This window comes from Sphingopyxis granuli (assembly GCF_001559015.1).
Taxonomy (GTDB): Bacteria; Pseudomonadota; Alphaproteobacteria; order Sphingomonadales; family Sphingomonadaceae; genus Sphingopyxis; species Sphingopyxis granuli.
This window is the reverse complement of sequence record NZ_CP012199.1, coordinates 3,579,734-3,605,017: the sequence shown is the minus strand read 5'-3', so window position 1 is coordinate 3,605,017 and position 25,284 is coordinate 3,579,734. Positions and strand designations below refer to the sequence as shown.

Below are 25,284 nucleotides of genomic sequence, written 5' to 3'. Positions count from 1 at the left end.
GGAACGGCGGCTCGCGCTCAGTCGACCTTGGCGGCGTTGCGCGCGGCTTCGATCTGCCGTTCCTTTTCCGCACGCGCCGTTTCGGCGCGGATCAGCTTGTCCGCCATCGCGCGCCAGGCGGCGGCTGCGCGCAGGCTGCGGTCGCGAACCTGCACCAGCTTGGTGCCGGCCGCATCGACATCGCATTTCTCGGCCTGTGTCAGGTAGAAATCGATCGTGGCGGACATCGTCTGCTCCCTTGTTCGTGTGTCAATCAACCATGTCGGCGATCAGTCGCCGCAACTCGCGGCGCGACAGCGTCGGCGAACGGCGCGGAGCCGGACGCGGTGCGATCGCCTTGCCGGCGAGGGACAGGCCCGCAAGGCGCGGGAAAATATTGTTATAAATCATTCTTTACTCTTGTTTATTCTGTAGGTCAGCGGCGCTTGCGCGCGCCGCCGCCGGGACCGCCGGGGCCGCGCTCGCGATAGACGATGCGGCCCTTGGTCAGGTCGTAGGGCGTCATTTCGACGCGGACCGAGTCGCCGACCACCGACCGGATGCGAAAGCGTCGCATCCGGCCAGCGGTGTAGGCGATGAGGCGGTGATCATTTTCGAGCACGACGCCGAAACGGCCGTCGGGCAGGATTTCGTCGATCACGCCTTCGAAGGTCAGAAGCTCTTCTTTCGCCAAGGATCAGGCCTGCTGAAGGTTGACGGCCGATACTTTGCCGTTGCGGCCGGTTTCCAGTTCGTAGGAGAGGCGCTGCTCCTTGTTGAGGGTCGCCATTCCGGCGCGCTCGACGGCGGTGATGTGGACGAAGCTGTCGCCCGAGCCGTCTTCATTCGAAATGAAGCCGTAACCCTTGTCGGTGTTGAAGAATTTGACGGTGCCGATTGGCATGGGTGTTTTCCTTTCACGAAAACAAGATACCCACCGGCAAAAGCACCGGCGGAGCTGGTAGCGTGAGAAGGGAAGTTCAGCGCCTGGGGCGTAAATTTTCCGTCGCAGGCGACGTTAGCGCGGACAATATGGGTAGATGAGGGAAAAAAGTCAAGTTTCGCGAAAAATCCCCGCAGGATCGGCACTCGGAATTCGCTTTCTTTTCTAATGTCCGATCGCCGGATTCGTCCGGATTTTTTCATATGACGATGCGTTTGAGAATCGCGATTTCATCGATTCAGGCCGACATCCGGTTTCCGCCCCGTATCGCTCTGCCGGCGTGCGAAGGATCGGCAAACCCGGACGCGGCAACTGCCGTCTTCGCCGTGCGTTCGTCAGGGACAGGCTCGCCAGCGGAGCCTGGTCCGTGACAGGAGATGGATATGATGACCGACCGCCGCGAAGCGCTGCTCGATGCAGCCGAAACCGTCCCTGTCGAACGGGTCGCGCGCGTGCTCGCCGGCCATGCGCTCAGCCGCAATGCCGAAGGGAACATGTCGTCGGCCGGAGCGGCGGTCGACGAAAGCTGGCCCGAATATACCGACGCCGCGCTTGCGGTGCTCCGCACGCTTCGCGAACCGAGCGGGCGCATGGTTGCCGTCGGCGACGCCGCCATATGGGATCGGATGATCACCGCGGCCATTGAGGACGAAACCATTTCGGACGACTGAAAAGCGCCGAAGCCTGTCGCTGCCATCGTGGAAAGAAGATGGCTCCCCAAGGTGGATAGCAGAGGGCACCACTGGGTAGATGATATAGAAGCCCCGGAACTTCAAGAGGTTACGTCTAAAAAATCACTCCTTTCTGACCCCAAAACTGTTACAAAAAAAGTGGCCCAAATCTCTCTTCGGGACCGGGCGGCAGAACTCGCGGCCTCCCGATTAACAGTTCGGACGAAGGATTTTGAGGCCATCGGCGTGCCCCGCCAGTACATGACGATGATGTGCGAGGAGGGCATTCTGGAGCGCGTCGGGTTCGGCACGTACCGCCTCGCGAAGGCACGAGGAAATTGAGACGAGCGACCTTGCGTAAGGGCTCGATGACGTGCATCTTTAAACAAACAAATGTTCGTTTCAGGAGTATTCTCGATGGATCGCTTGGCAGGCAAGGTGTCGCTCATAACGGGTGGAGCGCGTGGGATGGGTGCAGCGCATGCCCGCCTGTTCGTGTCCGAGGGGTCACGGGTGGTCCTAACCGACATGCTCGAAGACGAGGGGGAGGCTTTAGCGGCTGAGCTCGGAAGCGACGCCTTGTTTCTCAAACATGATGTCGCCAGCAGGGATGACTGGACCCGAGTTGTGGGCGAAAGCGAGGCCCGCTTCGGTCCGATAACGATAGCGGTGAACAACGCCGGGGTTCTCGGTCCTTCCGCGATGACCGCGGACCTGTCCGACGAGGATTGGGACCGCATCATCGCAATAAACCAGACGGGTGTCTTCTACGGTATGCGCAGCGTCATACCCTCGATGCTGCGCGCCGGCATAGGATCGATCGTCAACATCTCTTCGGTTGCGGGTACGGGCGTCCCGCGCGGCGCGCCCAACCTGGCATATGTCGCAAGCAAGTTTGCCGTGCGCGGCATGACGAAGCTCGTCGCGGGGCAATATGGGAAACATGGGATCCGCGCCAACGCAGTGCTTCCGGGCTTTATCGAAACGCCGATGGCTACCGCGGTGGGGTCACAGCGGGGGCTTCGCGAGCAGATGACGATGCTCAGGCGGATCGGTGAGCCGGGCGAGGTATCGGAGCTCGTCCTTTTCCTGGCGTCAGACGCTGCGTCCTACATCACCGCCAGCGATCATCTGATCGATGCCGGGCTTATGGCGGAGTGAGACGCTTCTCCTGGCCCGGCGAGCGGCCGATGCTACTCGCACCGCAGGACCTTGCGAGCATCTCGATGACAGCGGCGACCTTGGAAGGCACAGAGATAAAAGCGGAGTGGTCACCGCTCACGCTGGCCGAGGTGACCATCCTTCGGCTCATGCTGCTCTGATATCCTGGATCGACTGCGCGATCCTCTGTGCACTGAATATAGGTCGACGGGCGCTCGAGCCAGGCTGGGCGCGCGACCGCCTCGCCGAAAATCGAGGCCTGCGCCGAACGGTGACGGGCAATGCTCGCCGCCGCGTCCTCGGAACTGCTGAGATGGTACCAGGCTGCCGGCGCTTGCTCCGGGTCGATGCTGATCGTCTGGCCGTCGTCGGACGGGATCATAGCGGCATTGCACAGATCGGTTACGCAGCCAGCCGCGACGTCGGCGGTGGTCTGCCCGGGCTCAGGAGCGAGCGCGGCGAGATACGCAAGATGGGTCGCGTCATGGCCGGCCTCGGAAATCACCATCCCGCCATAGCTATGGCCGATGAGCAGGACGGCGCGACCGGCAGCAACCGATGATGCGACCTGGCCGCGTACCAGCGCGGCGTCGGAGGCAAGCGATTGAAACGGCAGTTCGGGCGTATGGACGGTGAACTCGTCGGGCAGATGTTCGCGTACCCGGTCCCATGCCCATGGGCCGATAAACAGCCCGTGCACCAAGATGATGTCGACGTCTTTTTCGGGCCGGATTGCGGTCATGGCTCTTTCCTCTCAGTCCTTCCGCCCGACCTTCCACTGCGGCTGCGTCGTCGGGAACGCGAATGGACCATCGTCGATCACTTGCAGCAGCTCGACAACATTTCCGTCGGGGTCGCGGCCGTAGGTCGCAACGAGCGGACGCCCGCCGGCTACCGTCGGAGCCGAGAAAAATTCCATGCCTGCGGCGCTGAGCCGCGCATGCTCCGCGACGATGTCGTCGACCGCGAAGCAGATGTGCGTGAAGCCCGGCTTGCAGACGGGGCGGCTCGGCGTGTGCTCGCCGCGCTCGGGCGAACTGAACTCGAACAGCTCGATGCAATGATTGCCGCCGCTCAGAAGCATGAAGCGTGCCGCGGAATTGTCGAGGCCGACAATCTTGTCGAGTTCCGGAGCGTCGGACCAGCCGTCGTCGCACAGCTTCTCGAGCCCGAACATCTCGATATACCAGGCCGAGAGTGCCTCGATATCATGTGTCGAGATCGCGGTGTGATGGACGCCGATGATCATCTTTCTCTCCTCGTGGGCCGCTGCTCAGCGCCGCGTCAACTTTTCCTGCATGATATAAATTGCGTCGCCGCGGTCGCGCTGACCCGTGGTGAAATCATCGAGCGGGATCGGCGCGCTCTCGGCGCCCCAGCTCTCGACCTTGTGCCAATCGAGCACCACGGTGCGCTCGTCGATCTTCCAAACCCCGTCGCGGCGCGAGAAACGGTCGACATAGCGCGCCCCCATCACGTCCACGAGCACAGGACCCGCGCCGCGTCGCTTCAGATGCACCATCACCTGGGACTCGCACAGCGCCTTGTCGCCGCGCAGTTCGATCAGGGCATTGGTGATCGAATGTGTCGTCCAGTCGTTCGCCTCGCGCAGCCGGCCAACCACGAAGGGCGCGAAATCCCAGCCGCGGCCCTTCCAGTAGCCGTGATCGTCATACGCATCCTCATGGTAGATACCGCGTACGAGTTCCTCGTCGAGGCGATCGACTCCGCGGCAGTACATATGCAGGACTTCGATGATATCCTGCTTGGCGAGAAGTTCGTCGAGATCGGCCATAGTTCGCCTTTCAACCTGTCAGGTGCCAAACGGCGCGAGGACGAGTTTGCCGGCGACCTTGCGGGCCAGAAGCTCGTCGAGCGCTTCGGCCGCCCGCTCCATCGGCAACACGCGATGGATGTGCGGCGCGATTTGCCGGGACGCGAGCAGCTCCCAGAGATGCGCGAAGTTGCGTGCGTTGCCCTCGGGATCGCGTTCGGCGAACCGGCCCCAATAGACGCCGACCGCCGAAAAGCCCTTGAGCAGAAGCAGGTTGACCGCGAGCGACGGGATTTCGCCGCTGGTGAAGCCAATGACGAGGAGCCGGCCCTCCCAAGCCATCGCGCGCGTCATTTCGGTGAAGGCCGATCCGCCGACGAGGTCGATGCAGATGTCGGCGGCGCCGCCGGTCGCTGCGCGGACATCGGCAGACAGCTGTCCCTCGCGGTAGACGAGCGTCGCCGACGCCCCCGCCTTGCTGGCGAGCGCTAGCTTCTCTTCCGAAGAGCCGACCGCGACGACCTTGGCGCCGAGCGCCGAGGCGATATCGACTGCGGCGAGACCAACGCCGCCCGTCGCGCCCAGCACCACCACCCAGTCGCCCGCTTTCACGCCGCCGCGTTGGACGAGGGCGTGATAGGCGGTGCCATAGGCGGTATAGATGGCGGCGGCAGTTATCTCGTCGATGCTGTCGGGGACGCGAACCGCCTCGGCGGCGCGGACGTCGGCATATTCGGCGAAGCCGCCATAACCTGCGGCGGTAAGCCCGACGACATAATCGCCGGGCGCCAGGTCACGAACGTCGGCGCCGCATTCGACGATGCTCCCCGCCACTTCGAACCCCGGCGCGAAGGGGAAGTCGGGGCGAAGCTGGTAGCCGCCCTTGATGATCAGCGTGTCGGGGAAATTGATGCCCGCGGCGGCGACCCGCACCCGCACGCAGTCGGGGGCAAGCGGTGCGGGCGTCATTTCGGCGACCTTGAGCTCGCTCGGCGGGCCATAGGCCTCGCAGATCACCGCCTTCATGGCAGGCCGCGCGGCTGGGGTGAGCGATCGTCGTTCGCGGGCTGGGGAGGAAGGCCCGTCAAGCGACATCCCATTCGAGATGAATATTCTCGACCGAGGCGACGACGCCCGATTCATAATGCGGCTCGGATCCGGCCTTCGCACGGAATTCGGGAATGCGCTGGATCCATTCCTCGAGAAGGATCGTCGTCTCGAGCCGCGCGAGATGCAGGCCTGCGCAGCGGTGCGGTCCTTCGCCGAAGGTCGAATGGGCAGGGCGGCCGCGCTTGACGTCGAGCTTCCAGGGATCGGGATTCTGCCGCTCGTCGAGGCCCGAGAGCGCGGTCGGCAGGAGCACCATTTCGCCCGCCTTGAGTTCGACACCGTCGAGTTCGATGTCGCGCGCGATCATCCGCGCCGCGGCCACGAGCGGGAAGCGGCGGAACATCTCCTCCACCGCACGCTTGATGTCGGCCGGATTGTCGGCGAGCTGGCGGACGGTGCCGGGGTGCCGCGCGAGGAAATCCATCATCATGTTCATGAAGTTGGTGACCGAATCGAGACCTGCGAGCAGGAGCAGCGAGATCATGCCGAGCAATTTCTGGTGCGGCATCGGCTTGCCGTCGATTTCGCTGTGGATGCACAGGCTGATGATGTCGGTGCCGCCCTTGCCGCGGCGCTCCTGGATCAGCACTTCGACATAGTCGAAGAAGCTCTTGTTCGCGCGGTCGAGATTGGCGGCCATTTCCTCGGGCGTGTTGCCGCCGGGACGCGTCATGCCCGAGGCGAAGGCGCGGAGCTTCGGGGCGTCGGCCATTGGCAGGTCGGCGATCGCCATGAAGACGCGGATCGGGAACTCGTCCGAAAAGTCCTTCCCGAAATCGCAATGGCCGCGCTTCGCGAAGGAATCGAGCAGCTCGACCGCGATCGCACGGACCTGCGGCTCGCGTTCGCGGATCGAACGAAGGTTGAGGCCGCGGTCGACGACTTCGCGGTACGAGCGATGCTCGGGCGGATCCATCTTCGAGGGGACCATCGAATAGGCCTCGCCAGCGGCTTTCGGGATGAAGAGAACCTGGCTCGAAAAGCGCTCGGGATCCTTGTAGATTTCGCTGATCAGCGCGCCGCGCGTCGCGACCCAGTGGCCGCCGTTGAACGGCGACCAGACGAGGCCCGGCAAATCCTTGTCCTGCAGCGTCTTCCACGATTTGAGATAGCCCTCGGTCTCGATGCCGTCGGGCTTGTACATGTCGATCTCATAGACCCGGTCGGCCGGGACGTGCGGCGGCCGTTCGGTGCGTGCACGGTCGTCGGTTGCGGGTGCTTCGGTTGCCATCTCGGCGTCTCCCAATTACCTGGCCTGCCGCAGCAAGCCGTCTTGCGGGCCAAAAACCGCGGCGGGACCTCGCGGCCCCGCCGGGTCCCCCCTTATTTGTCGAGCAGCGGCATCACCTCCTGCGACAACCGGCGGAGCGACTCGCGGGTCGGCTCGGGATCGTCGATGCTGTCGTGCGAATTGACGCATAGCTGGCCAAAGCTGCCGGCCTTCTCGACCACCCAAGCAATCTTCTCGGCCACCGTTTCGGGCGAGCCGCAGAGCCAGACATGATCGGCAAGGAAATCCATGTCGAGGTCGTCGGGCGAGAGATCCTTGCCCGAGTCCGCGATGATGCCGGGGAAGAGATTGAACTTCTTGTAGATGGGGAAGAGATAATGCTCCCAGCTCTCGGCCATGCCGCTCTTGAGCGCGAGGCGTTTTGCCTCGGCGTCGGTATCGGCGACGAAGACCTCGCGGCAGATCGAGAAACGCTTGCGCTCGGGCGTGTGGCCCTTCGATTCCATCGCCGCGGCCCAGGTTTCATAATGGAGGCGCATCTGCTCGGTGCCGCCGAAGAAGGAGATCGGCGTATAGTTGCGCTCTCCCGCGAACTTCATCGAGTTCGAATTGGCCGAGAGACCGGTCACCGCAATCTCCATGCCCGGCCAGGGCGTCGAATCCGCGATCTCGACATGATAGCCGGGCATATTGTCGGGTCCCGGGAAACCCGCCTGAAAATATTCGCCGATCTCCTGGAACGGCTCGTTCTTCCAGACGCGTTCCATCAGGTGGAGCGCTTCGAGCTGGCGCGGCGGCAACGGTGCGATGCCGTCATAGCCGTGGAGGATGGCGTCGGTGTGGTGGCCCCCCGGCGCGACGCCGAGATAATAGCGATCCTCGAGAACACGGCTCAGCCAGGCGACGCGCACCGCGAGGGTGGCGGGATCGTGATAGGGCAGGAGATGCGCCATCGGCGCGAAGCGCAGCGTTTCGGTCATCGTCGCCGCCGCCGCGATCACCGAATCGGGGCAGGGGATATTTTCGCGGGCCAGCGTGAAATGCTCGCCGATCAGGAAGTCGCGAAAACCGGCCTCGTCGGCGGTCCGCGCCATGTCGAGCGACCATTCGAAGAGCTGCTTGGGCGACCGGTTCGGCAAATTATAGGGGGTATGAAATATTCCGCAGTCCATGCCGCTGATCCTCTCTCCAGGCATCGTGTCGGGACTCGCGAGAGCTTGTGTTCGCGTAGTCAACGAGAGTGTTGATAACGGGGCTTGGGTGGAGCGTCAACACCGGTGCTGACAGATAATTTCAAGGCAGCGAGATGGGGAGCGGGCGCGCGTAGCTGGGGTCCGAGCGATCGCGCGCGGGCTGCGGTCCGGCGCGCATCCGCGCCCGCGTCGCTTCGTCGAGCGCGACGACGGTCAGGGTCGATTGGTCGAGCGTTTCCGGAATCTCGGTGAGCGGCGCCCAGTCGCGCAAGCAGAGGCGCGCGGCGATGGCCCAGCGGCCGTCGCGCTTTTCGAGGCGGTCGATATAACGCCCGCCCGACCTGGCAAGCGGAGTGCCGGCGCGGTTGAGGCCGACGAACATATAATAGGTCTCGGCATGGGCGGTGTCGCCGTCGAGCTCGATCGTCGAATTGAACTGGCAATGCTGATGCGAGAGATGCGCGCGGCTGTGCATGTCGATCACCCAGTCGGCGAACTCGACCGGGCTGCCGACGAAGACGCCATGATCGTCGATCGCATCGTCATGATAGACCGAAAGCAGGAGTTCGCGGTCGAGACGGTCGACCGCGCGCGAATAGGTCATGAGGCAATCGTGGATCTGCTGCCGGTCCCAGAGGGTGCGAACCATCGTCTCGAAGTCGGTGTCCATATGTCGGCTCCTGTCAGCTGGCGGTGCCCTTGGCGGCGATCGCGCCGAGCTTGTGGTGCAGCGCGGCGGCATGGGCGAAGTCCGGAACGGTAGAGGGCGCGCCCGCAAGCGCGGCGTGGATCGCCCGATATTGCGCGGCGATCGCGCGCGCATGCGGCGGCAGCGGGTCGGCGGGAAGGGCGAGCGGCGCGAGAGCCTTGCCGGTCTTTGCGAGCGCGATCTCGACCAGCCCATATTGCAGATGGCCATCGCCGCCGGTGACGAGGATATCCCCCTTGGTGCCGTTGATCTCCCAGCGGAAATTGCCCGCCGCCGACAGACCGCCACGGTAGTGGAGCGAGGCGGCGGCGCCGCTCGCGAGGCGGCCCGCGACCATGATCTGGTCGGCGACGTCGGTCGGGATTATCACCCCCTCGTCCTTGACGAGCGTCTCGGTGCGGCGCGTGACAAGCTCGGCGCTCCACTGCGCATAATCGCCGAGCACCAAGGTCATGGCATCGAGACAATGGCCGAAGGGAATGGTGAGCATCGTCGCACCCGAGGCGGTGCGATTGAGATAGGTGCGGCTGCTGTCGGTGACGCCGGCCCATGGCACACCGACCGCCGCGCTGATGTTCGAGGCGAGGATATCGCCGATCGCGCCGTCGGCTATCAGCTGGGCAAGGCGCTGCACCGCTGCCGTGCCGCGCGCCTGGAGCCCGACGAAGGTCTTTATGCGGGCGTCTGCCGCGGCGCGGGCGAGACGATCGGCCTCGGCGGCATCGACCGCGAGCGGCCATTCGCACAGCACCGCCTTGCCCGCGGCAAGCGCCGCTTCGACGAGCCGGCGGTGCTCGGGGACCTTCACCGCGACGACGACGAGGTCGACGTCGGCGTGCGCGGCCAGCGCATCGGCCGAATCCGCCGCAAAGGGGATAGCATAGTCGCTCGCAGCGGCGCGCGAGCGCTCGGGCGACGAGCCCGCGACCGCGGTGATCGCGAACCGGTCGCCGAGCGCGCGCAGCGCGGGGAGATGCGAGCGCGCCGCCCAGCCTGCGCCGGCGCTGAGCCCGATAATGCCGACGCCGATGCGGCTCATTGCCGATACTCGCGCGCGGCCATCACTGTTCGAGGGCGACGCGGCGCGCGACCTCGGCATGGAAGGCGGTCAGCCGGCTCTCGGCGGTGTTGAACATATATTGGCTCGCGCCGAGCGACTGCGACACGGTGCCCCAGTCGTTGAGGACCTCGGCATCTTCGGCCGAGACCGCGCAGAAATGCTTCCAGTCGCGGTCATTCTGCGCCTGCCATTCCTCGTCGCGCAGACCCTCGGGGGTCGGACCGACGACGCCCCAGGCGGTGAACAAGGTCTTGTCGACACTGACCGGCCAGATGTTCCAGCTCTGCAAATGTGTCGGGAAGCAGCTGAAGATCGTGTTCGGGAAAGCGAGATAGTGGCAGATGTTCTTCAGCCGGTGGTCGACATCGCCCATCCGGTCGGTGAAGCCTTCGAGCGGCAGCGTCATCCAGCTATGGGGATTGGCTATGCGCAAATGCGCGTCGCGCCAGTGGACGAGCTTGCCGAGGGTGCGCGGATGGGTGAAGGGGACGTGCCAGGTCTCGTTGAAGGCATCGACGACCATCTTCCAGTTCGCGTTGAGCTCGAGCGTGAAGCGGTAGCGCGTCTCGAAATTCTCGAGACCGTAGAAGCTCAGTTCCTCGCCGATCGTCCCCAGATAGGGAAGAAGGTCGGGCACCTCGTCGGAGAGGCAGATCCACACAAAACTGCCCCATTCCTTGACCCGCACCGCGGGCGCGCGGAGGTCCTCGAGCCGTTCGGCCTCGAACGAGCCCTTGAGCGGCACCATCTTCACCTTGCCGCTGAGATCATATTGGAAACCGTGCCAGGGGCAGGCGAAGCGGCCGCCCTTGCACGAGCCCGACTCCTTGAGCAGCCGCGCGCCGCGATGCTGGCAGACATTGTGCCACGCCGAGACCGAGCCGTCGTCGAGCCGCGAGATGACGATCGACTGGCCGAGCCGGTCCCAAACCACATAGTCGCGCGGCTCCTTGAGATCGACCGACGGGCAGGCGGGGAACCAGCTCTTGTGGAAGACCGCCTTCATTTCGCGGTCGAACAGCGCCGGATCGGTATAGTTTTTGGCATCGACCACGCTTGGCGGCAGCGGATATTGCTCCTCGGCCGGGGTGGGGAAGGCCCGCGCGGCCTCGCTTGCGAGATGCTGCTCCTCGGTCGCGCTTTCGCTCGTGCTGGCCATTGTCATCGATCCTCAAACAAACAGTTGTTTTATTCGCATAGCGCGATCGGGCCGAGGACACAATAAGGCCTTCGGCAATCCGTTCACCCTAGCACGGAAGTGGCGGCCGCCAACGCGCGCTGGTGCGATTGAAATCGCTTTGCGCGCGCGGCTTGCCGTTGGGGCGCCTTCGGTAGTAATCGGAACGGATGTACGGCAATTGCGTGCCTCCGACATCGGGGCGCGACCAGGATTAGGCAACAGATACTTCCCATGGGCACGGCTCCAGCAATATCCCCATCGACGCCGCGGTCGTCGATCCTCGACATCGCCGTCCGGCTGTTCGGCAGCCAGGGTTATACGGGCACCTCGATGCGTGATATCGCCAAGGCCTTCGGCGTCCTGCCCGGGAGCCTCTATGCGCATATCGACAGCAAGGAGACGCTGCTCGTCGAGATCGTCGAGACCGGGATCAATCATTTCCTCGAAGCGGTCGAGCCGATCGCCGCGGCCGAGGGATCGGCGGGCATGCGGCTGCGCGATGCGATCCGCGCGCATATCATCGTCGTCACCGAGAATCCCGAGCGCTCGCTCGTCGTCTTCCATCAGTGGCGCTTTCTCGGCGACGATTATCGCGAGGCGGCGATCGCCAAGCGTCAGCGCTATGAGCGGGCCTTCATTCGCATCCTCGAGGACGGCATCGCCGAGGGTGTGTTCGATCAGAGCCTGAATGTGAGGATCGCGGTGCTGACGATCCTCGGCGCGCTCAACTGGACCCCCGAATGGTATTCGCCGAAGGGGACGGCGAGTCCCGCCGAAATCGGCGACATGATGGCGAACATGCTGCTGCGCAGCCTGATGTTCAAAGGCTGACACCGCGAACGGCAAGCGCGCGATCGTCATGGCCTAGTCCGCCATATCGACGACGATCTTCGCCGCCGATCCGGGAAGCCCGTCGAACAGCGCGCCGATATCGCCGGCGGTCTTGAGGGCGCTGAAGGGGACCAGCTCGGTCTGCGGCGGCGGCGCGGCGAGGATGCCGCGGCCGATCGCGTCGAGCGTCACCTGCCAGTCGCCGCGATCGCGCCCGCCGCGCGCGGGCTCATTGCCGAAGAAATTGCCGAAGTGGCGGATCGTCAGCTCCTTGAGCCAGGCAGTCGAAGGCTGGATGCGCGCGAAGGGCTCGGCGCCATAGGCGCGGATCAGGATCACGGTACCCTGGATGCGCGCGAGACGGTGCGCCAGCGCCAGATAGTCGGTGGCCGCGGGTGCATAATCCTCGAGCGCCACGACGACGACATCGGCGCCGAACGGCATCGCGGCGCGCACCGCGCGGACGATATTATCGCTGGAAGGATCGAGGCAGGTGGCGGCGCCGAAACCGCGCGCCGCCTCGCGGCGGACCGACGCGCCGTCGACGCCGATCACGAGCCCGCCCTGGGCTTTCAGCCACTGCGCCACGAAGAGATTATAGTCGTCGAGACCGAGCAGGACGACATTGTCACCCGGCACGATCGCGCCCGAGCGCAGCGCGCGCGTCGCGCAGCAGGCGGCCTCGACGCAGGCAGCCTGGAGCGGCGAGACGGCCTCCGGCAGTCGGTAGAGACCATAAGCGGGTGCGACGCAGAGATCGGCCAGGCCGCCGTCGGCGCCGCGAACCCCAAGGAAGCCGCCATCGGGACAGAGCGTCTCGAGACCGGCGCGGCAGGCGAGGCAGGTCCCGCAGCGGATGCGCGGGTCGACCGAGACGTGGTCGCCCGGCCTCCAGTCGTCGACCCTATCGCCGAGCGCCACGATCTCGGCGCTGAACTCATGGCCGATGACGATGTCGGCGGCACGCTCGACATGGCCGTCGAAGAGATGCTTGTCGGTGAAACAGAGGCCATTGAACAGCGGCCGCACCAGCACCTCGCCCGTGCCGGGGCGCGGATCGGCGCGGCTCTCGATCCGGAAGTCTTTTTTGCCGTGGCTTACGACTGCGCGCATGTCGCCTCCAGGCCGAGCCGTTCGCGCGCCATTTCGGCGAGCTGGAATTTCTTCGCGCGGCCGGTCGGCGTGACCGGGATCTCTCCCGCCTCGAAGAAGAGGATATGGCGCGGCACCTTGAAGCGCGCGAGCTTGCTTTCGCAGAGCGCGATCAGCGCCGCCGCAGAGGGCGGGACTTCGGTCGCGACGACGCAGGCGCAGCCGACCTCGCCCATGCGGTCGTCGGCAATCGCGACGACATGCGCCTCGCGCACCTGGCCATGCGTTTCGAGCAGCGCCTCGATCTCGCGCGGCATCACCGTCTCGCCGCCGCAGCGATAGACGTCCTTCGAGCGGCCGGCGAGGGTGAGATAGCCCTTGGCATCGACGCGTCCGATGTCGCCGACCCGCAGCCAGCCGTCGGACGCGAAGGCCGCGGCGGTCTCTTCGGGCTTTTTGTAATAGCCATGCGTCACGCCGGGGCCGCGGACGAGGAGTTCGCCATTGGTGCCGGGTGGCAGCTCGCCGCCGCTCTCGGCGTCGACGACCCGATATTCGGCGAGCCAGGGACTGCTCGGAGGGGCGGCCGCGCCTGCATCCTTGAACCGCCCGTTCCCCGTCATGACGCGCGCGATCGGTTCTTCGGGGAGCGTGCAGGTCGTCGAGGCGGTGGTTTCGGTCATTCCATAGCCGGTGACGATCTCGCGCGCCCCCAAGATGGATCGAAACTCCTCCCAGATCGTCTCGCGGTGCATGCCGCCGGTGCTGAAGACGCAGGCGAGGCTTGGGCAGACGAAGTCCGTCCCGCGCGCGGCATCGAGCAGCTTCTCGGTCAGCGTCGGAACGCCGCTGATCTCGTTCGCCTCGTGGCGCACCGCGAGCGCGAGCAGCTCGGCGGCATCGAAACGGTCCTGCGGGATGACCGCGCCGCCCGCGAACAGCGCGGCGACGAGGCATTCGACGAGCCCGTGCACATGATACATGGGCGCGGCGAAGATCAGGCGCCTTCCATCCTCGAAAGCGCGCACGCGCGCGCTGGCATAAGCGGTGCGCAGAACCATATCGTGGGTCAGCATCACGCCTTTGGGCGAGCCCGTGGTTCCCGAGGTGTAGATGATATCGGAGAGATCGGCGGGGCGCGCCGCGATCGCTCCGCGCGCCGGCGCGTGGCGCTCCCAGTCGTCCAGCGCGTGCCAGCGGTGCAGCGCGCCTGCGGCGCAATCGACGAAGACCGGGAAGCCGGGGCGAAGGATCGCCTCGAGATCGGCGATATAGTCGCGGCCGCGAAATCCGTCGATCGCGACGAGCGCCCGCGCATCCGACTGGCCGATCACATACGCGAGTTCGTCCCGCTGCAGGTTGAAGTTGAGCGGCACCGCGACCGCGCCGAGGCGCGCGATGGCAAGCTTCACCGCGACGAAGGCGATGCCATTGGGTAGCAGGATCGCGACATGGTCTCCGGCCCCGATCCCGTGGGCGGCGAGCATCGCGGCGGTGCGCCGCGACCGGTCGAGCATGGCGCCATAGGTCTCGACCGCGGTGGCGGTCATCACGAACGGCCGCTCGGGATAGTCTGCGGCCACTTCCTCGAACAGGGCGGCGAGGCTGCGATAGGCCCAGGGGCCATGGCGCGCTTCGAGCGCGGCACGCCGGATCTCGGGCGCCGCGAGCCTCATGCGGCCGCCGGGGCGGCCATTTGCCCGAGGATCGTGCGCGCCTCGTCGGAAAGCGGACAGGCCTTGCGGCTCGGCCGGTCGACCTGCACCATCACGCTGTCCGAGGTCGCGGCGCAGCGCCCGCCCTGGAACAGGACCTGCCGGATGCTGATCGAGCTGCCGCCGAGCTTCTCGATCCGCGTCCCGATCTCGACATCGCCCGGCCAGTGCAGCTCGTCGAGAAAGTCGATCGTCGAGCGCGCGAGCACATAGGCGCAGTGATCGGGGGGCGAGCTCCCGCGCATGAAGAGGACATCGACACGGCCCGCCTCGAAGAAGAAGGCGAACAGCACATTGTTCACATGGCCCTGCCGGTCGGTATCGCTGTAGCGCACCTTCTCGCTGATCCGGACTGGATAATCCTCGATCCTTTCGGGCGCGGTCACAGCGCCTCTCCTGCGGCCCGCGCGCGCTCGACGACCGTCCGCTCGCTCTCGGGGAGAACGCGCGCGCAGCGCCAGACGAGCAGGAGCAGGATCGGCATCAGCGCGAAGAGCGAGAGGATCGCGAGCCTAAGATCGCCCGTCGCGTCGCTGATCAGCCCGACCATATAGGGACCGAGACCAAGCCCGACGAGGCTGCTCGCGAGCGTCTGCACCGCGAACCCGACGCCGCGAAGGCGCGGAATGACAAGATCCTGCGCGGTCGCGAGCATGATCGGTGGCCAGACGGTGAGCAGCAACAGCGCGAAGAAATAGGTGACGAAGAAGGTCTGGCGGTCGCCGGTGTTGAATTGGACGAAGGTCAGTGCGGTGAACCCGAGCAGCGCCGCGAACAGGAGATACATGCGGCCCGCTGGATAACGGCGCTTGATGATGTCGCCGAGCGTGCCGCCGATCGCGGTCCCGCTCGCACCGGCGATTGCCGAAATCGCGCCGAGCGTGAATCCCGCTTCGGGGCCCATGGCCAGGAATTGCGAGCCATAGAGGAAGACGAAGGCGCCGATCGCATAGGTGTAGATACCGAGAATGCCGCCCGCCGCGGCCATGGTGCGATAGGCGGGCGCGCCGACGGTGAGCGCGAACGCGATCGGATCGCGGAGGCGAATGGCCTGGATCCAGCTTGTCGCCGCATAGGCGCCGATCCCGATCGCGAGCCACTGGATGAGGCTGCTCGTGACGTCGAAATCGCCGATCGAAAAGACGACCGGGCGGCGGTCGGGCGGCAGGATCGCTTCCGAGCCCAGGGTCAGAAGTGCGATCATGAGGGTCACGAAAGCGAGGGCGCCGAGATTGGCGCGAACGAGCGCCGGGCTTGCGCCGAGCTTCTTCAGCGAGCCGACGCTCCATGGCGGGAACATCGTCGCCGCCTCGACGAACACGTCGCGGAACGGATGCGGGCTGCCGGGCTGCGGCAGTCCGTCGAGCGCGCCGCGGACCGGCTCGCGGATCGTGAGATAGACGATCGCACCGAGCAGGATGCCGGGCAGGCCGACAATGATGAAAGCCGCCTGCCAGCCCGCGAGCCCGAAGCTGCCGGGCCAGGTCGCGACGACATAGCCGCCGATCATCAGCGACAGGCCAAGCCCGAGATACATGCCCGTCGTGTAGAGCGCGAAGACCGAGGCGCGGATGCGCTTGGGGAAATAGTCGGCAAGGAGCGACACCGCGGCAGGCGAGCCGCTGGCCTCGCCGATCCCGACCCCGAGCCGCGCGGCGCCGAGCTGGACGAAATTGCTCGATAGGCCCGAAAGCGCCGTCATCGACGACCAGAAGGCGAGCCCGATCGACAGCGTCTTCACCCGGCTCCAGCCGTCGGCGAGTTTCGCGAGCGGGATGCCGAACAGGGCATAGAACATCGCGAAGGCGGTGCCGTAGAGGAGACCGATCTGCGCGTCGGTGAGATCGAGGTCGGCTTTCAGATAGGGCGCGAGGATGGTGACGATCTGGCGGTCGATGAAGTTCATCGCATAGATGAGCATCAGGACGCCGAGGACATACCAGCGATAAAGGCCGCCTTCGCGGGGAACATCTTTCAGCACGGCGGCGCTGGTGGCCATATCTTATTATCCCATCGATGCCGCGGTGCCCGTGCCGCAGCTTGCGTATCTGTCCCCCGCTTGTCGAAGACGGTCCGCCAGCCCCCAGGCGGACCGTCTTGCTCCCGCTAGAAGTGGAAGCTTGCCTGCAGCGACACTTCGCGGCCGCGCGAGACGACGCCGCGCTGTTCGCCGATCATACCCGGGACCCCGGCGCCGCCGGTGCGGTCGGCGGCATAGAGCAGATAATATTTGTTGGTGAGGTTGCGTCCGATGAGTCCCACCGTCCAGCGGTCGTCGACCTCGGCGAAGGTGATGCTGGCGTTGAGGCGCCAGAAGCTCTTCTGCTCGGTCGGCGGTGCCAGCGTATCGGCGGCGAAATAGCTGCCGCTGTAATAGGCGTCGCCGGTGATCCGGATCTCGTGATCGTTCGAGACGGGCAGGGCGAGTTTGGCGCCCGCATTGCCCGCCCAGTCGGGCGAACGGGCAGGCGCGCGGCCATCATAGACCTGCTGGAGCGTGAGCGCCGTGGTGTTGACGAACGAACAGTTCGGCGGCGGCACCGCGGTGGCGCGCGTCGTGCCGGTCGGGAAGGTATAGGAATAGCATTGGCCGGTGAAGTCGTTGAAGCGATTGCGCACATAGGCGACCGCGCCATGGATGGTCAGCTCGGGGGTAACGCGGAAATTGGCGTCGAGTTCGAAGCCGCGCTGCTTGACCGCGCCCGCATTGTTGATCGTGTAGGAAATGCGCGCGGGATCATAGGTATTCACCTGAAGATCCGAGAATTTATAGTTGAACAGCGCCGCGCTCATGTTGAGCCGGCCGTCAAGCCCGATCAGGCGGGCGCCGAGTTCGAAGCCGCGCGCCTTTTCCGAGCCGAAGTCGACGTCGCCGATCCGTGTGGCGGTCGACAGCGGGTTGGTGAGGCCGAAGCCCCCCGACTTGAAGCCGGTCCGATAGGCGGCGAAGATCGTGTGGTTCGAGTCCGGGCGCCAGTTCAGCGTGACTTCGGGCGAGACATTCTCGTCCTCGAAATCGCCCTTCAGATGACCCGGCGTGTCCGATCCCGGATAGACGGTCGCCGCATTGTTGAAGGCCCCGATGCCGTAGAGATTGAACTTGTCGAACTTCTTGGTCTCGCGCGTCCAGCGCGCTCCGCCCGCGAGTTCAAGTTCGGGGGTGATGTCCCAGAGCAGCTGGCCGAACGCCGAATAGGTGTTGCCCTTCTGCTTGGCGAGCGTCTCGAACGAGGTGTAGCGGCCCGCGGCGGCGTTATAATTGCCGAGGCTCAGCATCGTGTCCGAATAGGAACTGAGCGAGGTGTTCTGGTAATAGGCGCCGACGACGAAGTTGAGCGGTCCGTCGAACTGGCTCGACAGGCGCAGTTCCTGGCTGAACTCCTTGGCGTCGAGATTCTCGGCCTGGGCGAGCTGCGAATAGGTCGTCTGGTCGAGGCCCGAGAAGGTGTCATAGCCCATCTTGTTGTAGCCGGTGAGCGAGGCGACCGAGATCGACCCGAAATCCCATTCGAGCGACAGCGAGGAGACGATCGCGTTGAGTTCGCCCTTCTGCGGCCCGTTCGAGTCGGTGCCGCGGAAGGTCTCGGCGACCACCGAGGGCAGGTCGCCGACCGTCGTGCGATTGTCGATCACGCACTCGCCATAAGGATCGGCGATCCCCGACACGCGCGGATTGGGGCCGGTGCAGGGCCCGATATTCTGGGTCGCGACGCCGGCGCCGGAGTCGGTCGAATGCGCGCCGAAGACGCGCAGCGTGCCCTTGAAATTGTCGGTCGGCTCGAAGGCGAGCGTGACGCGGCCGATGATTTCCTCTTCGCCCGGACGCCGGTCCGACGCGCCGGGGAAGGCGGCGGCCGCAGCCGGCGCGCCCGTCGCCGGATTGTAGAAGGGGTTGGTGAGCGGTCCGGCGGTGTTGCGCAGGAAACCGTCCTGGTTGCGGTAACGGATGGCAAGGCGCGCGCCGATGCGGTCGGTGAGCGGACCCGAGATGAAGGCGTCGATCGTCGCTTCGTCGGCGACAAACTCATAGGAACCGCGCACACCCGCTTCGAAATCATTGCCGGGCCCCGCGGTGCGGATCGAGATCACGCCCGCCGGGCTGTTCTTGCCGAAGAAGAGCGCCTGCGGTCCCTTGAGGACTTCGACCTGTTCGATGTCGAAGAAGCCGAGCTGGGCAATGCGGCCGTTGCTCGTCTGGACGCCGTCGATCGCGACCGACACGGCCTGCTCGAAACCCGTCTGGTTGGCGGGCGAGCTGATGCCGCGGATCGCTATCGTGCCGCCGCCATTGGCGCGATAGGCGCCGACGATGACGGTCGGGGTGAGTTCGCCGATCGCGGTGAGCGAGTTGGAATTATATTGCGAGATGGTCTCGGCGCTGAGCGCCGACACGACCACCGGCACGTCCATCAGCCGCTCGTCCTTGCGGCGCGCGGTGACGACGATGTCGCCCGAACCGCTGTCTTCGGTTTCGGCGGCTGCGGGAGCGTCGGGAGCCGGTGCGGCTTCCTGGGCGAGGGCGGGCTGGATCGCCCCGAGGGCCACGCTAGCGGCAAGCCATAGACGCAAGTTTCTCATCACAATCCTCTCCCACCGCGGATCTACGTCCACAAACAATCGTTTGTTTAGTCGATTCTCGCCGAAGGTCAAGCTGGATCGGTTTTGGCGCCGGCGACCGGTTTCGGGCCTTGTCGTTCGCAGCATCCCTATCGCCATAATCCGCTGATTTCCGTTAATAATGACGCAGGAAGCGGGCATCGACGGACCCGCATGAGTGCTGGCGTTCGGCCGCGAGAGTTGCTATCAACAAGGTTGTTGACTATGAAAAAACGAATGGTTGTTTTGCGACTCCGCAGAAATGGCCGGTTCGATAATCATTGGGAGAAGAGATATGGGCAGGCTGAGCGGCAAGGTCGCGATCATCACGGGTGCCTCGCAGGGGATGGGCACGTCGCACGCCCAGGCCTTCGTTCGCGAAGGGGCCAAGGTCATCCTGACCGACCTCAACGACAGCGCGGGCGAGGCGCTGGCGGACAGCCTCGGCGACAGCGCCCTTTATATCCATCATGATGTCGCCGATGCCGCCGGCTGGCGCGACGTCGTCGCGCGCGGCGAGGCCGCGTTCGGAACCGTCACCATCCTCGTCAACAATGCGGGCGTGCTCGGCAAGATCGGCGGCACGCTCGATTTCGCGCAAGGCGATTTCGAGGCGGTGTGCAACGTCAACCAGCTCGGCGTCTATCTCGGCATGCAGGCGGTGATCCCCTCGATGCAGAAGGCGGGCGGCGGCTCGATCGTCAACATCTCGTCGATCGCGGGCATCGTCGCCATCTACGGCGCGCCCAATCTCGCCTATGTCGCGAGCAAGTTCGCGGTGCGCGGCATGACCAAGCAGGTCGCGGTCGAGTTCGGGCGCCAGAACATTCGCTGCAACTCGATCCACCCCGGCTATATCAAGACGCCGATGATGGCCGCGGCGACCGACGAGGGCGGCGGCGAGGCCACCAAGATGATCCCGCTCGGCCGCCTTGCCGAAGTCGAGGAGGTTTCGAACCTCGCGATCTTCCTCGCGTCGGACGAATCCTCCTTCATCACCGGCGCCGAGCATATCATCGACGGCGGCATGACCGCGCTCTGACCCGCGGCCGCGCCGGGGACGGCGCGGCCCACTCAACGAAGGGACGTTGCCATGAGCCGACTTTCGCCGCGTTTCGACAGCTACCGCGAGCGCTACAACAATATCGCCTTGAGCCGCGACGCGGCGGGCGTGCTGTTGATGCGCTTCCACACCGGCGGCGGTCCGTTCGTCTGGTCCGAGGAAAGCCATGAGGAGCTCGGCCATTGCTTCGCCGAGGTCGGCGCCGATCGCGGAAACCGCGTGATCGTGATGACCGGAACCGACGGCGTCTGGTGCGAGACGATCGACTTCGCGAGCTTCAGCCTGTCGAACCCGTCCGAGTGGGACCATACATTCTACGACGGGCGCAAGCTGCTCGACAATCTGCTCGCGATCGAGGTCCCGGTGATCAGCGCGATCAACGGGCCCGCGCGCATCCATCCCGAAATCCCCGTGCTCGCCGATATCGTGATCGCGTCAGAGACGGCGCTGTTCCAGGACGCGCCGCATTTCATGGGCGGCATCGTTCCCGGCGACGGCGCGCACGTCGTCTGGACCCACGTCCTCGGCCCCAATCGCGGACGCTATTTCCTCCTGATGGGCCAGGAGCTCTCGGCCGCCGACGCGCTCGCGGCCGGCGTTGTCGGCGAGCTGTTGCCGGAAGGGGAGGTGGTGGACCGGGCGTTGGCGATTGCTGCCCAGTTCGCGGCGAAGACCGACCTTGCGCTGCGCTATTCGCGGGTGCTGCTCACCCAGCGCTACAAGAGGCTGATGCAGGAAGGCCTCAGCCTCGGGCTTGGCCTCGAGGCGCTGGCGGCGATCGATCTGCTCGCCGGCATGGACAAGTCATAAGGGCGGCGGTCCGCCTTGCGCGGCCCGGCCGGAGGGAGGCGGCGGCCCGGTCAGCCCGCCGTCTCCTTCACGCGGTCGGCGGCGATCTTGGCGAGCAGGAATTTCTGCGGGCGCCCGGTGACCGTCATCGGGATCTCCTCTGCCGCGAGCCACAGGACATGCTTTGGAACCTTGAAGCGCGCGAGCCGCTCGGCGCAAAACCGGATCAGCGTCTCTGTTTCGAGGCGTGCGGCGCTTTCGGGCACGAGGCAAAGGCAGCCGACTTCGCCCATCTTGGCATCGGGGACTCCGACGACGAGGGCCTGCGCGATCCCCGGATGATTGTCGAACAGCTCCTCGATCTCGCGCGGCATGACCATTTCGCCGCCGCAGCGGTAGCTTTCCTTGATCCGCCCGGTGAGCGTGAGCCAGCCGCCCTCGGTGAGATGGCCGATGTCGCCGGTGCGCAGCCAGCCGTCCGCGGTGAACGCCTCGGCGGTCTCTTCGGGCTTGTTGAAATATCCGCGCGTGACAACCGGACCGCGGACCTGGAGTTCGCCGCTTTCCCCGTCCGGCATCGCCTCGCCCGTCTGCGGGTCGACCGCCCGATATTCGGCGATGCGGCCTCCGAGTACCGGATCGCCGGCGACGCCCGCGAGCTTGATGCGGCCGTTCGAACGCAGGAACCAGCTCTCGTCATCTTCGGTATGGGTGCAGACCGCGGAGGCGGTGGTCTCGGTCATTCCGTAGCCGGTATGGATCTCGCGGACGCCGAACACATCATGGATATCGTTCCAGACGGTCGGGACATTGACCCCGCCGCTGTTGAAATAGGCGCGCAGCGCCGGTGCGTGAAAGCCGCGCACGCGCGCCCTGTCGAGCAGGCGGTGGGTCATCATCGGCACGCTGACGATGTCGTTGCTCTGCAGGCGTTCGGCCCAGTCGAGCATCTCGTCGGGGTCGAACAGCACATGCGGAACAAAGGAGCCCGCGACGATCATCGCGGCGACGAAGCATTCGACATAGCCGAACACATGATACATCGGCATCGCGAACTGGATCCGCCGGCGGTCCTCGAACGAACGGGTGAGTGCCGACGAATAGGCGGCGCGCAGGATCATGTCGTGCGTCAGCATGACCCCCTTCGATCGGCCCGTCGTCCCCGACGTGTAGATGATGTCCGACAATGCGTGGCCGTCGGACGCGGCTTCGCGCCGCGCGCGTTCGGCATCGCTGCCGGCTGTTGCGCGCGCGGCGAGTTGTTCGAGCCCCGCTGCGTCGCCGGCCGCCCCGGTCTCGAAAGCGAAGGTTTCGCGAAGGCGGGGAAGGTCGCTTGCCATCGCGGCGAGGTCGGCAAGATAATCATGTCCGCGAAAGCTATCCATCGTGATCAGCATCGCCGCCTCCGACTGACCGAGGACATAAGCGAGCTCGCGGCCCCTCAGCAGGAAGTTGACGGGAATGCAGACGGCACCGGCGCGCGCGATCGCGAGCTTCGCCACCGCATATTCGGGATAGTTCGCCATGATCAGCGCCACATGCTCGCCGGGCGCGAGGCCCGCCGCGATCAGCCCCGACGCCAGCTGGCGGCTCCGTGCCTGGACGTCGGAATAGGTCAGCTCGCGGTCGCCCGTGACGATCAGCGGGCGGTCGGGATATTCGGCCGTGACCCGATCGGCCAGTGCACTCAGCGTCAGCGGCTCCCAGCGCGGGAAGCGCGCGGCAAGCGCGGTGCGGCGCTCTTCGGCAAGTTTCACCTTCGTCATCCTCTTATCATTGACCGTTGCTTCGAATCATCTTAACAAACGTTTGTTTAATGGCAATGGCTTTAGCGGTTGCGAGCGATTTTGGTTCGAGGAGAGGCGGCATGGACTATTCATTCAACGACGAGCAGCGGATGTGGCGCGATGTCGTCTTCAGCTTCATGGATCGCGAATTTCCGCGCGAAAAACTGCGCTATCATGACCAGAATCGCGAGTTCCCGGAAGCCCTCTATCGCGAGATGGCGGCGCAGGGCTGGCTCGGGCTCCTGATCCCCGAAGAGCATGGTGGACTCGGGATGGACCGCGATCCCGTCATGTTCGCGATCTTCTGCGAGGCGATCGGCAAGGACAGCCTCGACACCGCGGCCTGCATCATGACCTCGATGTTCACCGCCACCAATGTCTCGAAACATGGCACCGAGGCGCAGCGCCAGCGCTATCTCGAGCCCTTCCTGCGCGGCGAGGCCAAATTCTGCATCTCGATCAGCGAGCCGCAGTCGGGCTCCGACGCCGCGGGCGCGCGCTCGACCGCGCGCCTCGAAGGCGACGAATGGGTCGTGAACGGCAACAAGGTCTGGTGCTCGGGCGCGCATCATCCGAACAGCTGCATCGCGATGATGCTGCGCACCGGCGAGGGGCGCTATGATTTCAGCGTGCTGCTCGTGCCGAACGACACGCCGGGGCTTGAAGTCCAGAAGATGGACACGCTCGTGCGCCGCTCGCTCGGCACCACCTCGCTCTTCATGGACAATATGCGCCTGCCCAAGGACGCGCTGCTCGGCGAGGTCAACAAGGGCTGGCAATATATCGGCGAGCATCTCGATTTCGAACGCCTCTCGATCGCCGCCTCGCAGATCGGCAATGCCCAGACCGCACTCGACGACACGGTGAAATATCTCTCCGAACGCTCGGCCTTCGGCAAGAAGCTCGCCGAATTCCAGGTGCTGAAACATCGCATGGCCGAAGATCGCGCGCGCCTCTCGGCGGCCTTCTATCTCGTCTATGCGGCGGCCTCTTCGATGGCGCGCGGCGAAAAATCCTCAGCGCTCGTCGCGCAGGCGAAGCTCATCTCGTCGCAGACCCTGTTCGAGATCGCGACCAACGGCATGCAGGCGCTCGGCGGTTATGCGCAGCTCCCCGAATATGACATGGAGCGCTACTTCCGCGAGGCGAAGCATGGCATGGTCGGCGGCGGCACCAACGAGATCCTCCGTAGCATCGTCGCCAAGTCGATGGGGCTCGGCCGCTGATGGCGAGCGACGGCCCCGCAGGCGCAGCGATCGCGGAAGCGGCCGGCGGCGACGGCGCGGGGCCGCGCGGCTCGATCCTCAATGCCGCGATGCATCTTTTCGGCAAGCAGGGCTTCACCGGCACCTCGATGCGCGACATCGGCAACGCCGTCGGCGTGCTGCCGGGCAGCCTCTATGCGCATATCGACAGCAAGGATGCGTTGCTCGTCGCGATCGTCGCCGACGGCATCCGCCGCTTCCTCGCCGCGGTCGAGCCGCACGCCAATGGCGAGGGCGATCCCGTCGCGCGGCTGCGCCGCATGATCGTCGCACATCTCGAGGTCGTCGCCGACAATCCCGAGCGCTCGCTCGTCGTCTTCCACCAGTGGCGCTTCCTTGGTCCCGACAATCTGCCGGGCGCGGTCGAGCAGCGGCGTGAATATGAGCGCATGTTCGTGAAGGTCGTCGAGGAGGGGGTTCGCGAGGGACGCTTGCGCGCCGATCTCAACCGGCGCGTCGTCGTGCTCACCATGCTCGGCGCGCTCAACTGGACTCCCGAGTGGTTCTCGCCGGACGGCCGGCTCTCGCCCGCCGAGGTCGGCGAGCTGATGGCCGATACCCTGCTTGGCGGAATCCTCGCCGACCCCTGAAATCGACCGCGCGGGATTGACAGCCGCGAGGCGCTGGCATAGCTAAAACAAATGCTTGTTTGGAAGTGAACATGGCACGACATTTTATCGATCCGGAACCCAAATTCTTCGAAGACTTCGAGCCCGGCGACTCGATGACGACGCGCGGCCGCACGGTCGATATCGGCGACATCACCAATTATGCGGGGCTCACCGGCGATCATTATCAGCTCCACACCGACGAGGCCTTCATGGCGACGAGCCGGTTCGGCAAGCGCATCGCGCACGGCCCGCTGACCTTTTCGCTCGCGGTCGGACTCGTCGGGCTGAGCGGCTTCTATGGCGACGCGATCGCCGCGCTGGTCGAGATCACCGGCCTCAAGGCCACCAAGCCCGTGTTCGCGGGCGACACGCTTCACGTCCTCGCGACGGTCAGCCGTCACGAGGCGACCGGACCCAAATATGGCACGCTCGGCGTGACCTATTCGGTCCGCAACCAGGACGGCGAGGAAGTGCTGACATTTTTGCAAACGATGCTGGCGAAGCGCCGGCCAAGCGAGGGCTGA

Annotated in this window: 28 protein-coding genes; 9 read left to right on the top strand and 19 right to left on the bottom strand. The window is 65.2% G+C overall.

Annotation, left to right across the window (positions count from 1 at the left end; translation table 11 throughout):
- Positions 1-17: 17 nt before the first annotated feature.
- From SGRAN_RS16550 to SGRAN_RS16540, 4 genes are read right to left on the bottom strand one after another with little or no spacing between them, the layout of a single operon-like run.
- A complete protein-coding gene (locus SGRAN_RS16550) occupies positions 18-227 on the bottom strand; it encodes a hypothetical protein (RefSeq protein ID WP_067105437.1) in 210 nt (69 codons plus the stop codon).
- Positions 228-249: 22 nt separating this feature from the next.
- A complete protein-coding gene (locus SGRAN_RS22665; protein ID WP_156482933.1) occupies positions 250-390 on the bottom strand; it encodes a hypothetical protein in 141 nt (46 codons plus the stop codon).
- Positions 391-415: 25 nt separating this feature from the next.
- Entirely contained in the window at positions 416-673 is a 258-nt protein-coding gene (gene infA, locus SGRAN_RS16545) for a translation initiation factor IF-1 (protein ID WP_067105436.1), read from the bottom strand.
- A 3-nt stretch (positions 674-676) separates the two neighbouring features.
- Complete coding sequence (locus SGRAN_RS16540) at positions 677-883, bottom strand: cold-shock protein (protein ID WP_067185518.1); 207 nt, start codon at positions 881-883, stop codon at positions 677-679.
- 422 nt (positions 884-1,305) lie between these two features.
- Here SGRAN_RS16540 and SGRAN_RS16535 point away from each other — a divergent pair, with 422 nt between their 5' ends.
- From SGRAN_RS16535 to SGRAN_RS16530, 3 genes are all read left to right on the top strand, one after another.
- Positions 1,306-1,593, top strand: a complete 288-nt coding sequence (locus SGRAN_RS16535; protein WP_237233547.1) for a hypothetical protein — start codon at positions 1,306-1,308, stop codon at positions 1,591-1,593.
- A gap of 51 nt (positions 1,594-1,644) precedes the next feature.
- Positions 1,645-1,935: a type IV toxin-antitoxin system AbiEi family antitoxin domain-containing protein gene (locus SGRAN_RS23070; RefSeq protein WP_237233546.1), complete on the top strand. Its 291-nt coding sequence runs from the start codon at positions 1,645-1,647 to the stop codon at positions 1,933-1,935.
- Positions 1,936-2,010: 75 nt separating this feature from the next.
- Positions 2,011-2,754: an SDR family NAD(P)-dependent oxidoreductase gene (locus SGRAN_RS16530; RefSeq protein WP_082737316.1), complete on the top strand. Its 744-nt coding sequence runs from the start codon at positions 2,011-2,013 to the stop codon at positions 2,752-2,754.
- Here the strand turns inward: SGRAN_RS16530 and SGRAN_RS16525 are convergent.
- The 9 genes from SGRAN_RS16525 to SGRAN_RS16485 all read right to left on the bottom strand — a co-directional run bounded on the left by SGRAN_RS16525 (position 2,741) and on the right by SGRAN_RS16485 (position 10,990).
- Positions 2,741-3,496 (bottom strand): alpha/beta hydrolase, encoded by a 756-nt coding sequence (locus SGRAN_RS16525; protein WP_067185515.1) that lies wholly within the window; start codon positions 3,494-3,496, stop codon positions 2,741-2,743. The two genes, SGRAN_RS16530 and SGRAN_RS16525, sit on opposite strands and share 14 nt — an antisense overlap.
- 12 nt (positions 3,497-3,508) lie before the next feature.
- Complete coding sequence (locus tag SGRAN_RS16520) at positions 3,509-4,003, bottom strand: VOC family protein (protein WP_067185513.1); 495 nt, start codon at positions 4,001-4,003, stop codon at positions 3,509-3,511.
- Positions 4,004-4,027: 24 nt separating this feature from the next.
- Positions 4,028-4,549, bottom strand: a complete 522-nt coding sequence (locus SGRAN_RS16515) for a nuclear transport factor 2 family protein (protein ID WP_067185511.1) — start codon at positions 4,547-4,549, stop codon at positions 4,028-4,030.
- Positions 4,550-4,567: 18 nt separating this feature from the next.
- Positions 4,568-5,554 (bottom strand): NADPH:quinone oxidoreductase family protein, encoded by a 987-nt coding sequence (locus SGRAN_RS16510; RefSeq protein WP_067185509.1) that lies wholly within the window; start codon positions 5,552-5,554, stop codon positions 4,568-4,570.
- A 58-nt stretch (positions 5,555-5,612) separates the two neighbouring features.
- Positions 5,613-6,869, bottom strand: a complete 1,257-nt coding sequence (locus SGRAN_RS16505) for a cytochrome P450 (RefSeq protein ID WP_067185508.1) — start codon at positions 6,867-6,869, stop codon at positions 5,613-5,615.
- Positions 6,870-6,961: 92 nt separating this feature from the next.
- Entirely contained in the window at positions 6,962-8,041 is a 1,080-nt protein-coding gene (locus SGRAN_RS16500; RefSeq protein WP_067185506.1) for an LLM class flavin-dependent oxidoreductase, read from the bottom strand.
- 121 nt (positions 8,042-8,162) lie between these two features.
- Positions 8,163-8,732: a nuclear transport factor 2 family protein gene (locus tag SGRAN_RS16495; RefSeq protein ID WP_067185504.1), complete on the bottom strand. Its 570-nt coding sequence runs from the start codon at positions 8,730-8,732 to the stop codon at positions 8,163-8,165.
- A 13-nt stretch (positions 8,733-8,745) separates the two neighbouring features.
- Positions 8,746-9,810, bottom strand: coding sequence for a Gfo/Idh/MocA family protein (locus tag SGRAN_RS16490; protein WP_067185502.1), 1,065 nt, complete (start codon positions 9,808-9,810; stop codon positions 8,746-8,748).
- Between the two features lie 22 nt (positions 9,811-9,832).
- Positions 9,833-10,990 (bottom strand): aromatic ring-hydroxylating oxygenase subunit alpha, encoded by a 1,158-nt coding sequence (locus tag SGRAN_RS16485; RefSeq protein WP_234180748.1) that lies wholly within the window; start codon positions 10,988-10,990, stop codon positions 9,833-9,835.
- A 252-nt stretch (positions 10,991-11,242) separates the two neighbouring features.
- Between SGRAN_RS16485 and SGRAN_RS16480 the strand changes: the two genes are divergently transcribed.
- Positions 11,243-11,842: a TetR/AcrR family transcriptional regulator gene (locus SGRAN_RS16480; protein ID WP_067185499.1), complete on the top strand. Its 600-nt coding sequence runs from the start codon at positions 11,243-11,245 to the stop codon at positions 11,840-11,842.
- Between the two features lie 33 nt (positions 11,843-11,875).
- Here the strand turns inward: SGRAN_RS16480 and SGRAN_RS16475 are convergent, their stop codons facing one another.
- From SGRAN_RS16475 to SGRAN_RS16455, 5 genes are all read right to left on the bottom strand, one after another.
- Complete coding sequence (locus SGRAN_RS16475; RefSeq protein ID WP_067185498.1) at positions 11,876-12,955, bottom strand: zinc-dependent alcohol dehydrogenase; 1,080 nt, start codon at positions 12,953-12,955, stop codon at positions 11,876-11,878.
- Positions 12,940-14,610, bottom strand: coding sequence for a class I adenylate-forming enzyme family protein (locus SGRAN_RS16470; protein ID WP_082737315.1), 1,671 nt, complete (start codon positions 14,608-14,610; stop codon positions 12,940-12,942). The genes SGRAN_RS16475 and SGRAN_RS16470 overlap by 16 nt, the downstream gene beginning before the upstream one ends.
- Positions 14,607-15,035, bottom strand: a complete 429-nt coding sequence (locus SGRAN_RS16465; RefSeq protein WP_067185496.1) for an acyl-CoA thioesterase — start codon at positions 15,033-15,035, stop codon at positions 14,607-14,609. The genes SGRAN_RS16470 and SGRAN_RS16465 overlap by 4 nt, the downstream gene beginning before the upstream one ends.
- Positions 15,032-16,648: a spinster family MFS transporter gene (locus tag SGRAN_RS16460; protein ID WP_067185494.1), complete on the bottom strand. Its 1,617-nt coding sequence runs from the start codon at positions 16,646-16,648 to the stop codon at positions 15,032-15,034. The genes SGRAN_RS16465 and SGRAN_RS16460 overlap by 4 nt, the downstream gene beginning before the upstream one ends.
- A gap of 107 nt (positions 16,649-16,755) precedes the next feature.
- Positions 16,756-19,227, bottom strand: a complete 2,472-nt coding sequence (locus SGRAN_RS16455; protein WP_067185493.1) for a TonB-dependent receptor — start codon at positions 19,225-19,227, stop codon at positions 16,756-16,758.
- A gap of 313 nt (positions 19,228-19,540) precedes the next feature.
- On the opposite strand from SGRAN_RS16455, the gene SGRAN_RS16450 reads away from it, so the two are divergent.
- Both SGRAN_RS16450 and SGRAN_RS16445 read left to right on the top strand, forming a co-directional pair.
- On the top strand, positions 19,541-20,287 hold the full coding sequence (locus SGRAN_RS16450; protein ID WP_067185491.1) for a glucose 1-dehydrogenase: 747 nt from the start codon (positions 19,541-19,543) through the stop codon (positions 20,285-20,287).
- 51 nt (positions 20,288-20,338) lie between these two features.
- The gene (locus SGRAN_RS16445) at positions 20,339-21,118 is read left to right on the top strand and encodes an enoyl-CoA hydratase/isomerase family protein (protein ID WP_067185489.1); all 780 of its coding nucleotides are present in this window, start codon (positions 20,339-20,341) and stop codon (positions 21,116-21,118) included.
- 50 nt (positions 21,119-21,168) lie between these two features.
- On the opposite strand, the gene SGRAN_RS16440 is transcribed toward SGRAN_RS16445, so the two are convergent.
- Entirely contained in the window at positions 21,169-22,863 is a 1,695-nt protein-coding gene (locus SGRAN_RS16440) for a class I adenylate-forming enzyme family protein (RefSeq protein ID WP_067185487.1), read from the bottom strand.
- Between the two features lie 101 nt (positions 22,864-22,964).
- On the opposite strand from SGRAN_RS16440, the gene SGRAN_RS16435 reads away from it, so the two are divergent.
- From SGRAN_RS16435 to SGRAN_RS16425, 3 genes are all read left to right on the top strand, one after another.
- On the top strand, positions 22,965-24,110 hold the full coding sequence (locus SGRAN_RS16435) for an acyl-CoA dehydrogenase family protein (RefSeq protein WP_067185485.1): 1,146 nt from the start codon (positions 22,965-22,967) through the stop codon (positions 24,108-24,110).
- Complete coding sequence (locus SGRAN_RS16430) at positions 24,110-24,739, top strand: TetR/AcrR family transcriptional regulator (protein ID WP_067185483.1); 630 nt, start codon at positions 24,110-24,112, stop codon at positions 24,737-24,739. Before SGRAN_RS16435 ends, SGRAN_RS16430 begins: the two co-directional genes overlap by 1 nt.
- Positions 24,740-24,810: 71 nt before the next feature.
- On the top strand, positions 24,811-25,284 hold the full coding sequence (locus SGRAN_RS16425; protein ID WP_067185482.1) for a MaoC/PaaZ C-terminal domain-containing protein: 474 nt from the start codon (positions 24,811-24,813) through the stop codon (positions 25,282-25,284).

What these genes read in the sequence shown, in the direction of transcription:
- SGRAN_RS16550 (WP_067105437.1), bottom strand. Translation starts at nt 227, where the DNA reads ATGTCCGCCACGATCGATTTCTACCTGACACAGGCCGAGAAATGCGAT.
- SGRAN_RS22665 (WP_156482933.1), bottom strand. Translation starts at nt 390, where the DNA reads ATGATTTATAACAATATTTTCCCGCGCCTTGCGGGCCTGTCCCTCGCC.
- SGRAN_RS16540 (WP_067185518.1), bottom strand. Translation starts at nt 883, where the DNA reads ATGCCAATCGGCACCGTCAAATTCTTCAACACCGACAAGGGTTACGGC.
- SGRAN_RS16535 (WP_237233547.1), top strand. Translation starts at nt 1,306, where the DNA reads ATGATGACCGACCGCCGCGAAGCGCTGCTCGATGCAGCCGAAACCGTC.
- SGRAN_RS16530 (WP_082737316.1), top strand. Translation starts at nt 2,011, where the DNA reads ATGGATCGCTTGGCAGGCAAGGTGTCGCTCATAACGGGTGGAGCGCGT.
- SGRAN_RS16525 (WP_067185515.1), bottom strand. Translation starts at nt 3,496, where the DNA reads ATGACCGCAATCCGGCCCGAAAAAGACGTCGACATCATCTTGGTGCAC.
- SGRAN_RS16520 (WP_067185513.1), bottom strand. Translation starts at nt 4,003, where the DNA reads ATGATCATCGGCGTCCATCACACCGCGATCTCGACACATGATATCGAG.
- SGRAN_RS16515 (WP_067185511.1), bottom strand. Translation starts at nt 4,549, where the DNA reads ATGGCCGATCTCGACGAACTTCTCGCCAAGCAGGATATCATCGAAGTC.
- SGRAN_RS16510 (WP_067185509.1), bottom strand. Translation starts at nt 5,554, where the DNA reads ATGAAGGCGGTGATCTGCGAGGCCTATGGCCCGCCGAGCGAGCTCAAG.
- SGRAN_RS16505 (WP_067185508.1), bottom strand. Translation starts at nt 6,869, where the DNA reads ATGGCAACCGAAGCACCCGCAACCGACGACCGTGCACGCACCGAACGG.
- SGRAN_RS16500 (WP_067185506.1), bottom strand. Translation starts at nt 8,041, where the DNA reads ATGGACTGCGGAATATTTCATACCCCCTATAATTTGCCGAACCGGTCG.
- SGRAN_RS16495 (WP_067185504.1), bottom strand. Translation starts at nt 8,732, where the DNA reads ATGGACACCGACTTCGAGACGATGGTTCGCACCCTCTGGGACCGGCAG.
- SGRAN_RS16490 (WP_067185502.1), bottom strand. Translation starts at nt 9,810, where the DNA reads ATGAGCCGCATCGGCGTCGGCATTATCGGGCTCAGCGCCGGCGCAGGC.
- SGRAN_RS16485 (WP_234180748.1), bottom strand. Translation starts at nt 10,990, where the DNA reads ATGGCCAGCACGAGCGAAAGCGCGACCGAGGAGCAGCATCTCGCAAGC.
- SGRAN_RS16480 (WP_067185499.1), top strand. Translation starts at nt 11,243, where the DNA reads ATGGGCACGGCTCCAGCAATATCCCCATCGACGCCGCGGTCGTCGATC.
- SGRAN_RS16475 (WP_067185498.1), bottom strand. Translation starts at nt 12,955, where the DNA reads ATGCGCGCAGTCGTAAGCCACGGCAAAAAAGACTTCCGGATCGAGAGC.
- SGRAN_RS16470 (WP_082737315.1), bottom strand. Translation starts at nt 14,610, where the DNA reads ATGAGGCTCGCGGCGCCCGAGATCCGGCGTGCCGCGCTCGAAGCGCGC.
- SGRAN_RS16460 (WP_067185494.1), bottom strand. Translation starts at nt 16,648, where the DNA reads ATGGCCACCAGCGCCGCCGTGCTGAAAGATGTTCCCCGCGAAGGCGGC.
- SGRAN_RS16455 (WP_067185493.1), bottom strand. Translation starts at nt 19,227, where the DNA reads ATGAGAAACTTGCGTCTATGGCTTGCCGCTAGCGTGGCCCTCGGGGCG.
- SGRAN_RS16450 (WP_067185491.1), top strand. Translation starts at nt 19,541, where the DNA reads ATGGGCAGGCTGAGCGGCAAGGTCGCGATCATCACGGGTGCCTCGCAG.
- SGRAN_RS16445 (WP_067185489.1), top strand. Translation starts at nt 20,339, where the DNA reads ATGAGCCGACTTTCGCCGCGTTTCGACAGCTACCGCGAGCGCTACAAC.
- SGRAN_RS16440 (WP_067185487.1), bottom strand. Translation starts at nt 22,863, where the DNA reads ATGACGAAGGTGAAACTTGCCGAAGAGCGCCGCACCGCGCTTGCCGCG.
- SGRAN_RS16435 (WP_067185485.1), top strand. Translation starts at nt 22,965, where the DNA reads ATGGACTATTCATTCAACGACGAGCAGCGGATGTGGCGCGATGTCGTC.
- SGRAN_RS16430 (WP_067185483.1), top strand. Translation starts at nt 24,110, where the DNA reads ATGGCGAGCGACGGCCCCGCAGGCGCAGCGATCGCGGAAGCGGCCGGC.
- SGRAN_RS16425 (WP_067185482.1), top strand. Translation starts at nt 24,811, where the DNA reads ATGGCACGACATTTTATCGATCCGGAACCCAAATTCTTCGAAGACTTC.